At 67.6% G+C, this 14533-nt stretch carries 10 protein-coding genes; 6 read left to right on the forward strand and 4 right to left on the reverse strand.

Translation table 11 applies throughout. The features are described 5' to 3' along the window. Window positions 1-8 precede the first annotated feature (8 nt). The 4 genes from nirB to cysG are packed head-to-tail and all read left to right on the forward strand — an operon-like array spanning window position 9 to window position 6874. On the forward strand, window positions 9-2456 hold the full coding sequence (gene nirB, locus DT074_RS06580) for a nitrite reductase large subunit NirB (protein ID WP_119419100.1): 2448 nt from the start codon (window positions 9-11) through the stop codon (window positions 2454-2456). An 11-nt stretch (window positions 2457-2467) separates the two neighbouring features. Further along, window positions 2468-2836, forward strand: coding sequence for a nitrite reductase small subunit NirD (gene nirD, locus DT074_RS06585; protein ID WP_119419101.1), 369 nt, complete (start codon window positions 2468-2470; stop codon window positions 2834-2836). A 4-nt stretch (window positions 2837-2840) separates the two neighbouring features. Next, complete coding sequence (locus tag DT074_RS06590) at window positions 2841-5501, forward strand: nitrate reductase (RefSeq protein WP_119419027.1); 2661 nt, start codon at window positions 2841-2843, stop codon at window positions 5499-5501. Then, complete coding sequence (cysG, locus tag DT074_RS06595) at window positions 5501-6874, forward strand: siroheme synthase CysG (RefSeq protein ID WP_119419028.1); 1374 nt, start codon at window positions 5501-5503, stop codon at window positions 6872-6874. The genes DT074_RS06590 and cysG overlap by 1 nt, the downstream gene beginning before the upstream one ends. Here the strand turns inward: cysG and DT074_RS06600 are convergent. After that, a complete protein-coding gene (locus DT074_RS06600; RefSeq protein WP_119419029.1) occupies window positions 6860-7813 on the reverse strand; it encodes an LLM class flavin-dependent oxidoreductase in 954 nt (317 codons plus the stop codon). The two genes, cysG and DT074_RS06600, sit on opposite strands and share 15 nt — an antisense overlap. 112 nt (window positions 7814-7925) lie before the next feature. Between DT074_RS06600 and DT074_RS06605 the strand changes: the two genes are divergently transcribed. Next, window positions 7926-8984, forward strand: a complete 1059-nt coding sequence (locus DT074_RS06605; RefSeq protein WP_162914678.1) for a TIGR03617 family F420-dependent LLM class oxidoreductase — start codon at window positions 7926-7928, stop codon at window positions 8982-8984. A gap of 3 nt (window positions 8985-8987) precedes the next feature. Further along, entirely contained in the window at window positions 8988-9593 is a 606-nt protein-coding gene (locus DT074_RS06610; RefSeq protein WP_119419031.1) for a class I SAM-dependent methyltransferase, read from the forward strand. Window positions 9594-9602: 9 nt separating this feature from the next. On the opposite strand, the gene DT074_RS06615 is transcribed toward DT074_RS06610, so the two are convergent. The 3 genes from DT074_RS06615 to DT074_RS06625 are packed head-to-tail and all read right to left on the reverse strand — an operon-like array spanning window position 9603 to window position 14527. Next, complete coding sequence (locus DT074_RS06615; RefSeq protein ID WP_119419032.1) at window positions 9603-10526, reverse strand: lysylphosphatidylglycerol synthase transmembrane domain-containing protein; 924 nt, start codon at window positions 10524-10526, stop codon at window positions 9603-9605. 3 nt (window positions 10527-10529) lie between these two features. Then, window positions 10530-11270 (reverse strand): class I SAM-dependent methyltransferase, encoded by a 741-nt coding sequence (locus DT074_RS06620; protein WP_119419033.1) that lies wholly within the window; start codon window positions 11268-11270, stop codon window positions 10530-10532. Beyond that, window positions 11267-14527, reverse strand: coding sequence for a DUF2339 domain-containing protein (locus DT074_RS06625; protein WP_119419034.1), 3261 nt, complete (start codon window positions 14525-14527; stop codon window positions 11267-11269). The genes DT074_RS06620 and DT074_RS06625 overlap by 4 nt, the downstream gene beginning before the upstream one ends. Window positions 14528-14533: the final 6 nt, after the last annotated feature.

Consider the following 14533-nt stretch of genomic DNA (forward strand, 5'->3'; position numbering starts at 1 on the left):
GCGCCACCATGCGGGAACGCCTCGTCATCATCGGCAATGGCATGGCGCCGGGCCGCATGCTGGAAAAGCTGTTCGAACTGGCGCCGGACCGCTACCAGATCACCATCTTCAACGCCGAGCCGCGGGTGAACTACGACCGCATCATGCTGTCGCCGGTGCTGTCGGGCGAGAAGAAGTACGAAGAGATCGTGATCCACGGCGACGGCTGGTACATCGGCCACGAGATCATGCTGCACAAGGGCGTGCGGGTCACCCAGATCGACCGTGCGGCGAAGACGATCACCACCAATACCGGCCATGTCGAGCCTTACGATAAATTGGTGATCGCGACCGGCTCGGTGCCGATCATCATCCCGGTGCCGGGCGCCAACCTGCCGGGCGTCTTGACCTACCGCGACCTCGACGACGTCGACGCCATGATCCTGGCGGCGAAGGCGCGCGGCAACGCCGTCGTGATCGGCGGCGGCCTGCTCGGCCTGGAGGCGGCGGCCGGCCTCAACGAGCAGGGCATGGACGTCACCGTCGTGCATCTGATGCCGACTTTGATGGAGCGCCAGCTCGATCCCGCCGCCGGCTACCTGTTAAAAAAGAACATCGAGGAGCGTGGCATCAAGGTTCTGACCGGTGCCAACACCAAGGCGATCGCCGGCAACGGCAGGGTGGAGGCGGTCGAGCTCGACGACGGCACGCGGCTGCCGGCCAGTTTGGTGGTGATGGCGGTCGGCATCCGCCCCAATGCCGCACTCGCCAAGGAAGCCGGCCTCAATGTCAACCGCGGAATCGTGGTCGACGACCAGATGCGCAGCTCCGATCCCGACATCTTCGCGCTCGGCGAGTGCGTCGAGCATCGCGGCATCGCCTATGGCCTGGTCGCCCCGCTCTACGACATGGCCGGCGTGCTGGGCCGGACCTTGGCCGGCGACGAGGCCGCCTATCGCGGCTCGGTCACGGCGACCAAGCTCAAGGTCACCGGCATCGACCTGTTCTCCGCCGGCGACTTCGCCGAGGCAAAGGACCGCGAGGAGGTGGTGCTGCGCGATGCCGCCCGCGGCGTCTACCGCCGCCTGGTGCTGAAGGAGAACCGCATCATCGGCGCCGTGCTCTATGGCGATACCAGCGACGGCGCCTGGTTCTTCCAGCTGCTGCGCGAAGGCGCCGACATCGCCGAGCTGCGCGAGAGCCTGATCTTCGGCCAGGCCTTCGCCGGGGGCGGCAAGCTGGACCCTCCGGCCGCCGTTGCAGCGCTGCCTGACGCGGCGGAGATCTGCGGCTGCAACGGCGTGTGCAAGGGCAAGATCACCGGCGCCATCACGGCTCAGGGACTGACCAGCCTGGAACAGGTGCGCGCCGTCACCAAGGCCTCGGCCTCCTGCGGCTCCTGCACCGGCCTGGTCGAGCAGCTGATCGGCTTGACGCTCGGCGGCGAGTACCAGCCCGCCGAGGTGAAGGGCATGTGCGGCTGCACCGATCTCGGCCATGACGAGGTGCGCCGACTGATCGTGGCCAAGCAGATGAAGTCGATCCCGGCCGTCATGCAGGAACTCGAATGGAAGACCTCCTGCGGCTGCGCCAAGTGCCGCCCGGCACTCAACTTCTACCTGATCGCGAGCTGGCCCGGTGAGTATGTCGACGACAGCCAGTCGCGCTTCATCAACGAGCGCGCCCACGCCAACATCCAGAAGGACGGTACCTATTCCGTGGTGCCGCGCATGTGGGGCGGCGTGACCTCGGCCAAGGAGCTGCGCGCCATCGCCGACGTGGCGGACAAGTACGACATCCCGACCGTCAAGGTGACCGGCGGCCAGCGCATCGACCTCTTGGGCGTCAAGAAGGAGGACCTGCCCGGCGTGTGGGCCGACCTGAACGCCGCCGGCATGGTCTCGGGGCACGCCTATGGCAAGGCATTGCGTACGGTGAAGACCTGCGTCGGCAGCGAGTGGTGCCGCTTCGGCACCCAGGATTCGACCGGGCTCGGCATCCGGATCGAGAAGTTCACCTGGGGCAGCTGGACGCCGCACAAGGTGAAGCTCGCCGTCTCCGGCTGCCCGCGCAACTGCGCCGAGGCGACGGTGAAGGATATCGGTATCGTCTGCGTCGATTCCGGCTACGAATTCCACATCGCCGGCGCGGCGGGCCTGGAGGTCAAGCAAACCATCCTGCTCTGCAAGGTCGCGACCGAGGCGGAAGTGCTGGAACATACCGGCGCCGTGATGCAGCTCTATCGCGAGCAGGCGCATTACCTCGACCGCATCCACAAATGGGTCAAGCGCGTCGGCCTCGACAGCGTGAAGCAGCAGATCGTCGAGGATGGCGAGCGCCGCCGCGCGCTCCACGCCCGCTTCGTCGCGGCGCAGAGATACGCCCAGGTCGATCCCTGGGCCCAGCGCGCGCAAGGCGCCTTCGCGCACGAGTTCACGCCGATCGCCGACCTGCGCATCGCGCAGGCGGCGGAGTGATGGAGCGGGTCATGAGCGCGGCTCCCGCGGAGAGACCCGGCGATGCGAAGCCGGGCGTCGAGTGGATCGAGATCGGCCGCCTCGACGACATCCCGAAGCGCGGCGCCCGCGTGGTGAAGACGGCACGCGGCGACATCGCGGTGTTCCGCACCATGGACGACAAGCTCTATGCCCTCGACGACAAGTGCCCGCACAAGCAGGGCCCGCTGTCGCAGGGCATCGTGCAAGGGACCAGCGTCACCTGCCCGCTGCACAACTGGGTGATCGATCTCGCCACCGGCGAAGCGCAGGGCGCCGACCAGGGCTGCACCCGCACCATCGCCGTCAAGCTGGAGCAGGGCCGCGTTCTCCTCGCCTGGCCCGGCCGGACAGCGGCCTGAAGCGATGCACGGCACGCCGCCCGCCACCCGCACCACCTGCCCCTATTGCGGGGTCGGCTGCGGCGTGCTGGCGGTACCGGACGGCAGAGGCGGTGCCGCGATCGCCGGCGATCCCGATCATCCCGCCAATTTCGGCCGGCTCTGCTCCAAGGGTGCTGCCCTGGGCGAGACGCTCGGCCTGGCGACGCGGCTGCTGCATCCGGAGATCGGCGACGCGCGCGTGAGTTGGGACGCGGCGCTGGATCGGGTGGCGGAGGGATTTCGCGACACCGTCGCGAAGCATGGTCCCGATTCCGTCGCCTTCTACGTCTCCGGCCAGCTGCTGACCGAGGACTACTACGTCGCCAACAAGCTGATCAAAGGCTTCATCGGTACGGCGAATATCGACAGCAATTCGCGCCTCTGCATGGCGTCGTCGGTCGCCGGCCACAAGCGTGCCTTCGGGGCCGACCTGGTGCCGGTGCAGTACAGCGATCTCGAGGCGGCGGACCTCGTCGTGCTGGTCGGATCCAACCTCGCCTGGTGCCACCCGGTGCTGTTCCAGCGCCTCGCGGCGGCGAAGGCGAAGCGGCCCGCGCTCAAGGTCGTCAACATCGATCCGCGCGCCACCGCGACCAACGATATCGCCGACCTGCATCTCGCCTTGAAGCCCGGGAGCGATGTGGCCTTGTTCAACGGCCTGCTCGCCGCGATCGTCGAGGCCGGCGCGGTCGACGAGTGCTTTGTCCGACGCCACACGGTGAATTTCGAGCAGGCTCTGGCCACCGCGCGGCGCGATGCGCCCGACCTCGCCGCCGTCGCGCGCACCTGTGACCTTCCGGTCGCCGACCTGCAGCGCTTCTACGCCGGCTTCCTGGCGACGGAGCGCGTCGTCACCCTGTGGAGCCAGGGGGTCAACCAGTCCTCGTCCGGCGTCGACAAGGTCGACGCCATCATCAATTGCCATCTCGCCACCGGGCGGATCGGCAAAGCGGGCATGGGCCCCTTCTCCATTACCGGCCAGCCGAATGCGATGGGCGGCCGCGAGGTCGGCGCGCTCGCCAACATGCTGGCGGCGCATCTCGACTTCGAGCGGCCCGGCGACCACGACAAGCTGCGCCGCTTCTGGCAGGCACCGAATCTCGCCGCCAGGCCCGGCCTGAAGGCGGTCGACATGTTCCGCGCTGTCGGCGCCGGCAAGATCAAGGCGATCTGGATCATGGCGACCAATCCGGCGGTCAGCCTGCCGGAAGCGGACGCGGTGCGCCGCGCGCTTGGCACTTGCGAGTTCGTCGTCGTTTCCGATTGCGAGCGCGACACCGACACCGCGCGCCTCGCCCATGTGCGTCTGCCGGCACTGGCCTGGGGTGAGAAGGAAGGCACGGTCACCAATTCGGAGCGCCGCATTTCCCGCCAGGCGCCGTTCCTGCTGCCGCCCGGCGAGGCGCGGGCCGATTGGTGGATCGTCGCCCAGGTGGCGCAGCGGCTCGGCCACGGCAAGGCCTTTGCCTTCGACGGCCCGGCATCGATCTTCCGCGAGCATGCCGCCCTGACCGCGTTCGAGAACGGCGGAACGCGCGATCTCGACCTGGGCGGCCTCGCCGGCCTGAGCGACACGGACTACGCCCGCTTCGCGCCGGTGCAATGGCCGGCGCCGGCGGCGCGCAAGATGGCGCGGCCCTTCGCGGACGGGCGGTTCTATACCGCCGACGGCCGTGCCCGCTTCATCGCCGCCGGCGCGCGGCCGCCGATGCAGGCCACGTCGGGCGAGCATCCGCTGGTGCTGAATACCGGCCGCCTGCGCGATCAGTGGCACACCATGACGCGCACCGCGAAGTCGCCGCGCCTGTCGCGGCACCGGCCGGAGCCGCTGCTGGAAATGCACCCCGACGACATCACGGCGCGCGGTCTGGTCCCGGGATCGCTCGCCCGGCTGACCAGCCGCTGGGGCAGCTCGGTGCATCGCGTGCTGGCCGAGCCGGGCATGCGCCGCGGCGAGGTATTCGCGCCGATGCACTGGACCGACGCCCTGGCCGGCGGCGTGCGCGTCAACGCGGTGAGCAATCCGGCGGTCGATCCGATCTCTGGCCAGCCGGAGCTGAAGCACACGCCGGTGCAGGTCGCGCCGCTGCCGACGGCATGGTCAGGTCTGATCCTGACCCGGCGGCGCCTCGGCCTCGATCTGCCCTATTGGGTGGACGCCGTTGGCTCGTCCTGTCGTCGCTACGAAGTCGCCGGGGATACGCCGATCGACGCGGCCTTCGCGATTCTGGCCGACCAGATCGCCGCAATGCGGCCGAACCTGGAGGTGCACGACCGCACCGGCCGCCGCCTGCGTGCCGCCTGGTTCGACGGCGACCGGCTGGAAGCATGCCTGTTCCTCGCCCGCGAGCCGGAGCCGCATGACCGCGACTGGCTGATGCAGCAATTCGAGGCCGAGGCGCTGACCGGCCCGGATCGGCTGCGCCTGCTGGCCGGCCGCGCCGGCGCCGAGGCCGCGAGCGCCGGCCGCTCCATCTGCGTCTGCTTCGGCATCGGCGAGAATCGCATCCGCGAGGCGGTCGGCGCCGGCGCGATGACTGTCGAGGCGCTGGGCGAGCGGCTCGGCTGCGGCACCAATTGCGGCTCCTGCCTGCCCGAGCTGCGCGGACTGATCGCCGAATCGAAACAGAAGGCGGTGGCCTGATGCGGCATCTTCCGGCTTTCCACGACGTCAGGGGCCGCATCGTGGTGGTGGTCGGCACGAGCGCGGCGGCCGATGCCAAGGCTGCGCTGGCCGCCACCGCCGGGGCGCGGCTTCGGCGCGTCGCGAAGCTTGCTACCGACGACCTGCGCGACGCCGCGCTGGTCTTCGTGGCGACCGGCGATGCCGGGACCGACGCCGCGGCCGCGTCACTCGCCAACTCGCACGGCAAGCCGGTCAACGTGGTCGACCGCGCCGATCTCGGCACCTTCGTCATGGGTGCGGTGGTCGACCGCGATCCGGTCACCGTCGCGATCTCCACCGCCGGCGCCGCGCCGATGCTGGCGCAGCATCTGCGCCGCCGCGTCGAGGCGGCGATTCCGGCCGGCTTTGGTGCCGTCGCATCCCTGCTCGGCCGCGCGCGCGAGCGCATCCGCCGCGCCGCGCCGCAGCCCGGCGAGCGGCGGCGCCTGTATCGCCGCTTGATCGAAGGCCGTACCGGCCAGCTCGCCCTCGCGGGCCGCTCGGCCGAGGCTGCGGCCGCGCTGGCGCACGAGCTGGCAGCGGCAGACCTGCCGCGCGTTGGCACCCCGGCCGGCCGCGTCTATCTGGTCGGCGCCGGTCCAGGCGATCCCGAATTGCTGACCGTCAAGGCGCTGCGCCTGATCGGCGAGGCCGATGTCATCGTCCACGACCGCCTGGTCGATCCCGCGATCCTGGACCGCGCGCGCCGGGACGCGGAACTGGTCTTCGCCGGCAAGGCCTGCGGCAACCACAGCATGCCGCAAGCCGAGATCAACGCGCTGCTGGTCCGCCTCGGCCGCGAGGGCCGGCGCGTGGTGCGGCTGAAGGGCGGCGATCCCTTCGTGTTCGGCCGCGGCGGCGAGGAGGCCGAGGCCCTGGCGGAAGCCGGCATCGGCTTCGAGATCGTGCCCGGCATCACCGCCGCGCTCGGCTGCGCCGCCTATGCCGGCCTGCCGCTGACCCATCGCGACTTCGCACAATCCTGCCTGCTGGTCACCGCGCATAGCCGCAAGGGCCGGCTGGACGTGGATTGGACCGCCCTCACCCGGCCGAACCAGACGGCGGCGATCTATATGGGCCTCGGCGCGCTGGCCGAGCTGGCCGATGGCCTGATCGCGCGCGGCGTCGCGCCGAGCGTCTTCGCCGCGGTGATCGACCGGGGAACCCGGACGGCCCAGAAGGTGGTCGTGGCGCCGCTGGCCGAGCTTGGCCGCGCCGCGAGCGAGGCCCACTTGGAAGGGCCGGCGCTGGTGATCGTCGGCGAGGTCGCGCGGCTCGCCCCGGCGCTGCACTGGTTCGGCGCCGCGCCTGTCGTCGCGGAGCAGCCGGCCCGCCTGTCAGTGGCGGTTTGATTTCTCCGGCTTGGGCCAGCGGCGCGCCACTTCCGGCAGCACCTCGTCGATCAGCCGGCGGGTCTGCGCCAGCATGTCGTCGTCGCCCTTGGCCAGCGGTCGCAGGATGAACTTGGAGATGCCGGCTTCCACATAGGCGGCGATGCGAGCGAGGATCGCACCCGCGTCGCCGACGCCGAAATACTGCGCCGGGTCGTTGCCGCTGCGCTTCGCATAGGCTTCCATCGCCCGGGCGACGCCGGGATCGTCGCCCTTGCCGAAGCGGAACGGGATGCCGGCGCCGTAATGGTCCTCGTCGATCGGCCGGCCGGCCGCCGCGGCGGCATCGCGGATGCGCAGGACCACCGGTGCGACCAGGGTCGGCGTCTCGGCGCCGGCCTGCCAGCCGGTGCCGTATTTCGCGGTGCGCCGGATCGCCGCATCGGAGGAGCCGCCGATCCACATCGGCAGGTCCGGCTGCACCGGCTTCGGCGCGATCGAGGCGCCGTTGAGCCGGTAATGCGTGCCGGCATGGTCGACGGCCTCCTGCGTCCAGAGCTTGTGGATCACCTCCAGCGCCTCGTCGGTGCGCCTGCCGCGCGTCGAGGTATCGATCTGCAGCGCCTTCCATTCCGGCGCCAGGGGACTGCCGATGCCGAAGGCGGGCAGCAGGCGGCCCTCGGAGAGCACGTCCACGGTGGCGCATTGCTTGGCCACCAGGACGGGATCGCGCAGCGCCAGCGAGATCACGTTGACGCCGAATTTCAGCCGGCGGGTGCGACCCGCCAGCGCCGCCATGGTGGTCAGGCATTCCAGGATCGGCTCGCGGCTGATCAGGCGATCGGTCTGCCAGAGCGAATCGACGCCGCCCGACTCGCAGAGATCGACCCAGCGCCAGTAGCCGGCCGCGCCGGAGAACGGGAACTCCATCAGGCCGAGCCCGACCGCCACTTTGCGCATCGCTCTGGTCCTCCCGCCGGCCCGTTCGAAAGTTTCCTGGGCGTGGCCGGCCTCGATGGTCCAGAGTGCGGCGAGAAGCGATGAAGCACAACAGGCTGGAGGAAGCCCCGATATGCGCGTCTTCACCACCCTGCCGCAGGAGGACCTGCGAAAGGTCGGGCCGGCGGCCCAGGCGATCGAGGCCGACGGCTATGACGGCGTCGTCACCCAGGAAAACCGGCACGACCCGTTCCTGTCGCTCGCCGTCGCCGGCGTGGCGACCAAGCGGATCGAGCTGCATACCGGCATCGCCATCGCCTTCGCGCGCTCGCCGATGTCGGTCGCCAATATGGGCTGGGACCTGGCGGGCGCGACCGGCGGCCGCTTCGTGGTCGGTATCGGGCCGCAGGTGCGGGCGCATAACGAGCGGCGCTTCTCGGTGCCCTGGACACCGCCGGCGCCGCGCATCCGCGAATATGTGCAGAGCCTGCGCGCGATCTGGCGGAGCTGGAAGACCGGCGCGCCGTTGAACTATGAGGGCCAGCACTATCGCTTCACCCTGATGACGCCGAACTTCACGCCGGAGCCGATCGAAGCTCCGGCGCCGGCGATCACCATCGCCGCCGTCGGCCCGGCGATGCTGAACGTGGCCGCGGAGGAATGCGACGGGGTGAAGCTGCACGTCTTCGCCACGCGGAAATATCTCGAGGAATCGGTCATGCCGCGCCTCGCCGAGGGCTTGAAAAAGGCCGGGCGCGAGCGCGCCAGCTTCGAAGTCTCCGGCGGCGGCTTCCTGGCGACCGGCAGGGACGACGCGGCCGTGGCAAAGATGTTCGAATGGGTACGCCAGCGGGTCGCCTTCTACGGCTCGACCCAGGCCTATTGGCCGGTCTTCGCCGTGCACGGCCTCGATGATCTCGGCCGCAAGCTCAACCAGATGACGCGCCAGGGCCAATGGACCGAGATGGCGAAGCAGGTGCCGGACGACGTGGTGCACCTGTTCGCCGCGGTCGGCCGGCACGACGAGATCGCCAAGGTGATCGAGCGACGCTTCGGCGGCCTGGTCGACAGCCTGCAGGCCAGCGCCAATTCCTCGATGCCGGCCGGCTTGCCGCCGGATCTGATTCAGGATATCCGGCGCATTCCGACCGTGTTCCGGGGCTTCGACGGCGCCCCGAAAGGAAACTCATAGCGCATGGCATTGGTCGCGCCGATCCTTGGCCGGCTGCTCGAACACCCGGCCGTGTTCGAGCTGCAGCAACGGCTGTTCAACAACTATTCCGCCGTCGCGGCGGAATTCGCCGACGTGCTCGAGCCGCAGCCGCTCCGCGTGCTCGATATCGGTTGCTCGACCGGCGCCTGTGCCCGCGGCGTCATCGACATGGCGCGGCACGATTATGTCGGCGTCGATATCGATCCGGGCTACATCGCCACCGCCCAGCGGCAGGCGCCGCTGGGAAAGTTCATTGCCGCCGATGCGCGGCGCCTGGATTTCGCCTCGGAATCGTTCGACCTCGCCATGTTCGTCGGCGTCATGCACCATATGGACGACCAGCTGATCCGCGATTGCCTCACGGAAGTTCGGCGTGTGCTGAAGCGAGACGGCCGGCTGATCGTGGCGGAGCCGGTATTCACGCCGGGGCGACGGCTCAGCACGATGTTTCTCAGCATGGATCGCGGCCGTTTCATTCGCGACGAGCCGGGCTACCGCAATCTGTTCGATGGCTTCCGGGTCGCGCGGCAGCGCTACTTCGATTTCTCATTGCACCGCTTCACGGCCTATGTGCTGCGTCCGGACTGAATCGCCGCGCTATTTCCGGAGCACCCGCAGCCAGAATAAAATCCCCGGCAGGGAGCAGACGAAGAGCACCAGACCGGTCGCGACCGAGGCCGAGACGAGCGCGCCCTCTCCGATTGCCGTCGCGCCGCCCGCCAGCAGCATCACCGCCCATTCGCGCACGCCCCAGCCGATATAGGAGAGCGGGAAGCTTTGCGCGAAGAGCAGCGCAGGGCTGATCGCAACGAAAAGCCAAGGCTCGGCATCGACGCCGGCCGACTTGAGCAACACCCACGGAATCAGGCCAAAGCTCACGCAATAGAGAACGCCAATGCCAAGCTGCGTGGCCAGGCGCGGCACGGCGGCGACGACACGGCACATCTCGCCGACCTCGCGGGTCAGCAGAGCCAGCCGCCCGGACATGCGCGGCGCGACATGGCCGGCCAGCAATGCGCCCAAAGGAAAGCCGAGCGCGATCGGCAACCAGAGCACCGCCTGGATCAGGCAAAGCCGGAAGGGTGCGCCGAGCGCCGCCTGCAGCGGCAGCAGAACGAGGCCGGCCACGGCCATGGTGAAGACCGCTAGCAACCGGTCGAGGATCACGCTGCGGGCGGCGAGCCCGGTGCTCATGCCGAGCACATTCCGCTGATAGGCGAAGCGGGCCACGTCGGCGGCGCCGCCGAGCGGCGCCGCATGGGCCATCAGCAGGCTCCAGACATTGAGCTGGAGGATATGGCCGAGCGAGGGCACAGAGCTGGTCAGGCTCTGCAGCAACAGCCGATAGCGCAATCCCGCGCTCAGGAAGTTCAGGGCCGTAAGGCCGATCGCGATGGCGAAAGTCGTGATATCGAGCGTGGAAGCAAGATGCCGCAGCTCGGCGCCCAAGCCATCGGCGAAGCGGAGATAGAGCAGAAGCACGGTGCCGGCGCTGATCGACAGGCCGAGCAGGCGAAACATCGATCAGACGCCCGGACGCGGCGCGAAGGTGATGCCGATGCAGAGATTCATCCAGATCGCCGGCAGGAGCAGGGGAAAGAACGACCGGTGCCGCATCTCGAAGAGCGGGTCGGCCTCGGCCAGGATCTCGGCCGGCACATTGATGTGCTCGGAGCTGATGCACCAGTCATAGGGCATGCGGAACCGGCGCTCGAACACGCGACGCGCCGAGATGTTGCGGGCGATCGTGTAGGCGAGCCCGCCTTCGCAAGGGATCACCACGCAGAACTGGCCGCCGGGCTTCAGCACCCGGTGCGCCTCGCGCAACGCGGCCGGCAGATTCGGCAGGTGTTCGAGCACGTGGATCGCCAGCACCCGGTCGAAATAGCCGTCGTCGAACGGCAGGTGCTCCTGACAATCGGCCGAGACCACCTGGACCTGCGGGAATCGCTGCTGGATCTTCGCCGCCATTTCCGGCCGCAGCTCGACGGCGTGATAGCCCGGCTCCGCCGGTTCGTATTCGAGGTGCTCGCCAAGCCCGGCGCCAATCTCCAGCGTGCGAATCTGCGCCGGAAGCCGCCGGCGCTGGCGCGCCGGATAGCCGTGATTGAAGCGCTCGATCAGGGTGAACCTGGTGAGATGCTGCTCGTGCCAGACATACATGAACTCGTCGCGGATCCGCTGCTGTTCCTCGGTGAGCGGGGGAATCCGCTTCGGCCATTTCGTGGCATCGGGCACCGCCGCGCTACGGCGAGGCGCCGTCATCGGCCACCACCAGGAGCGACACCCGCTGCCGCGGCCCGATGGGCACGTTGTCCGCGCACCGCGCCCAGCGCGGCCAAGAACACACAGATCCCAAGGATCGCACCAAGGCCGACGGCCAGCTTGGCCAAAGTGAGGAAGGGCTCCGGCCGGAAGCGGAAGATGAGTTCCCCCCGCCCTGCTGGCACCAGCACCGCCATGAAATTGCCGTTCGCTCTAAAGATCGGCAGGTCGCGGCCATTGTATTCCGCTCGCCAGTGCGGCGAGTAGCCGTCGTTGAACAGCAGGATAGATGGCGCCGCTGCTTCAAAATCAAGCAGGATATGCTCGAAAGAAATTTCGCGATAGTCGACCTTCTGCCGCGACATGCCGGGTTGCCGCGGGGCCACCACATCCTGACCAATTTCCAACGCGACGGTCGTCTCGAAATCGAAGCTTTCTCGCCGCAACAGCTCAATCGCACCGTCGAAATCGCTAACGGCCTGGTAGTTTTGGAACAGTGCGAAGCGTGGCAATGCCTCGGTGATCCTGAAGGGCCGGCCATTTTCGTCGAAATGGTAGCGCACGCCCAGGATCGCCAGGCCGCGCTCGTTGTCGAGCTTGGGCAGGATGCCAAAGCGCGGCATCCAACCGGCACCTGGCGGCGCGAAGGCGGTGAGCCACTTGCGGAGGTCGGCGCGGACGTCGCTGTCGACGCCGCCATAGGTCCGGAGACCGTATAGCATCGATATATTGGCGATCACTTCACCGAAGGGATGCCCCGTCAGGAAGTGCGGGCGATCGACCCGGTAGTTGGCGAAGTCATTTGCGGTCACCTTCGCACCGGCGCTAAGCGCGGCCGGGTCGAGCGGATACATGGTGGGCGCCACCTTGCGCCCGCTCACCAGGCGAAACCCGGTGGCATCCACGCTACCAGCCCCATCTCGCTCGACACCGATGCGGACAAGGTTGCGATGGCGAAGGTCGACCCAGGTCGAAAGCCATTCCCACTGGCCGGACCCCGAATGGGCGTCAGATTTCCTTGGTGCGCCATCGCCCTGTAGAACCAGATGTGCTCCCCCGTCGACAGCACGCACCCATCCGCCGAGTGCGACACGCTTCACGGGCACATTCACGTCGAATTCCCGCACCGCTGACGCGGCGCCATCTCGCTCCGCTGTCAGTCGCACCACCGGCGCTTCGAACCGCTCATCGGCGGCCGTTGCGATCCGCGCCTCGCCGATTGTCTGCCAGCCGGCGGTCGACGTGTCGGAAACCGGCGGATCAGGAATAAAATTGACGGCCGATCGCCGCCGCTCTTCCACCGACGCGCCGAGCCATGTCGGCGTCTCCGCGGCCGGCGGCGGATAGGCGCGCGATTGCCGTACGAAAGGCTCGGCAGCCATGAAGCCGTAGGTACGATTGAACGATTGCAGATCGCCGAAGGCAAGGACGCAAAGCGCAACCAGGAAAAACCTCTTGCTCTCCGCATGGTGCGACCACAGCATCACGATTTCGCCGAGCGCCGCAGCGGTGACGACGATGCGCAGAGCGGATAGAAGCGGGGCAAAGGTGATGGCAGTGCGCGGACGCCGAATCGATCCCATCGGGAGATCGATCAATAGGACAAGCAGCACAACGATCAGCAGACCGATCAGCAGCCGGCCATGGCGCTCGATGTGCAAACGTTGCGGCTGAGCGGCATAGCGCCGGCAAATCATCAACGTGGCCACCGCCCAGACGACGCCGCATGCCTCGTAGGCGAAACCATAGCCGACGAGATGGCTGGATCGCAGTTTGGTCGCGAAAACTATGATCGCAGCGATTGCGAACAGGGTGACGCAGACAGCGATAACGCCGTTCGTGAACCGCGCCAGCCCCGGCACGGTGAGCGGCCAACGCAAATAGAAATATACCGCGCCAGCCAAGAGCGCCACCACCGCCGTCTTGCCGCTCAGCAGTGTGATTGCCGGGGCGATATCAGGCCATGGTCCTGCCGACATGACCTTGGTGTGCAATAGAATCAACATCACCAGGCAGATCGCCACGATCGCGAACAAGCCGCCGATACCAGCCAATCCCATTGGCGGCCCTGCTTCGGCGAAGCAGGCGCGACAGACAAGGACCATCAGCAAAAGGAACATGAAGGCCGCGCCGGCCTTGATAACGATCCCATGCACCACAGGATAACTCAGCAAGGCGGCCAAGTCGGCGGCGGCGGGAACCACGGGCGTCTGCGCCGCCGTCAGAAACAGGCATGCGAAGCCGACGATGCGCGCCCATTGTCCCGCCCGACCGGTCAACGCGAGCGCCAGGAAAAACAGTGCAACGACGCCGAAATAAAGCGACGCATGGAACTGTATGTGCAGGTCGACACCAAGGGCTTCATTGATGCGCAGCGAATCATGCAGCGTATAGCCGAACGCCGCCGGGACTACGCCGGGCAGCAGCAAGTACCCCGCATCGTTCGGCAATACCGGAAGGCGCAGACCGCCAGTCAACGCCGAACCGTCATGTCGCAGGAATTCGATCACCGGCACGATACGATACAGCGAAATCGTGAGCGCGAAGGCGGCAGCGACGCCAAAGATCACCGCCTCACGGCTCCGCACCTGCCAGTTTGGCGCGAGCGCCAGTCGAACCACGAGTGCGCCGGCAACAACAAGAAGATACGCCGCGATATAAACGACATGGCCCGCGAGCGTGATCGGCAACAGACTGAGTGAGAGCCACGCGAAGCTGGCAAAAGAGCTCCGGTTGGCGAAAGTGAGAACGATATAGCTGCTGAGCAGCGCCGCTACCGACATAGGGACGGCGATATCGACGGTAGTCGTGAACCATGCATAGCCCGAGATCTGGAATATCACGGCCGGGATGGTCGCGGGCCAGGCTTCGATGAACAAGCGAGCGATGCGAAAGGCAAGGAAGCCGGAAGCTAGATAGCAACCGAAGACAAACAGGGTCAGGCCAAACAGAAAATGCTTCTCGCCGAACGGGACCAGAATCCACCACATCGGGTTCAGCATGTGGTGGTGCATCGATTGCGAGAAATCGGTGCCGGCGAAGATGTAGGGGTTCCACAGCCCCAAGCTTCCCTGCAACAGGCTGCGGAGCCCGAACAGCATGTTCGGATAGTGCGCGAACAGCGAATCCGTATCGCTGAGAATGATCCGGCCCTTCGCGAGCGCTGAGCCGAAGATCGCCAACGGCGCGGCGATCAATATCAGATACGGGAGCACCGGCGCGAACCGACTGCGCCTGTCCAGCTCGCCCCTCATCATGTCGGA

Source organism: Desertibaculum subflavum, from assembly GCA_003576705.1.
Taxonomy (GTDB): Bacteria; Pseudomonadota; Alphaproteobacteria; order Ferrovibrionales; family Ferrovibrionaceae; genus Desertibaculum; species Desertibaculum subflavum.

Bases quoted from the DNA above. Each gene is read 5' to 3' on its own strand.
- DT074_RS06620 (WP_119419033.1), bottom strand. From the start codon at position 11,270: ATGACGGCGCCTCGCCGTAGCGCGGCGGTGCCCGATGCCACGAAATGG.
- DT074_RS06610 (WP_119419031.1), top strand. From the start codon at position 8,988: ATGGCATTGGTCGCGCCGATCCTTGGCCGGCTGCTCGAACACCCGGCC.
- nirD (WP_119419101.1), top strand. From the start codon at position 2,468: ATGAGCGCGGCTCCCGCGGAGAGACCCGGCGATGCGAAGCCGGGCGTC.
- DT074_RS06590 (WP_119419027.1), top strand. From the start codon at position 2,841: ATGCACGGCACGCCGCCCGCCACCCGCACCACCTGCCCCTATTGCGGG.
- DT074_RS06605 (WP_162914678.1), top strand. From the start codon at position 7,926: ATGCGCGTCTTCACCACCCTGCCGCAGGAGGACCTGCGAAAGGTCGGG.
- cysG (WP_119419028.1), top strand. From the start codon at position 5,501: ATGCGGCATCTTCCGGCTTTCCACGACGTCAGGGGCCGCATCGTGGTG.
- DT074_RS06625 (WP_119419034.1), bottom strand. From the start codon at position 14,527: ATGATGAGGGGCGAGCTGGACAGGCGCAGTCGGTTCGCGCCGGTGCTC.
- DT074_RS06600 (WP_119419029.1), bottom strand. From the start codon at position 7,813: ATGCGCAAAGTGGCGGTCGGGCTCGGCCTGATGGAGTTCCCGTTCTCC.
- nirB (WP_119419100.1), top strand. From the start codon at position 9: ATGCGGGAACGCCTCGTCATCATCGGCAATGGCATGGCGCCGGGCCGC.
- DT074_RS06615 (WP_119419032.1), bottom strand. From the start codon at position 10,526: ATGTTTCGCCTGCTCGGCCTGTCGATCAGCGCCGGCACCGTGCTTCTG.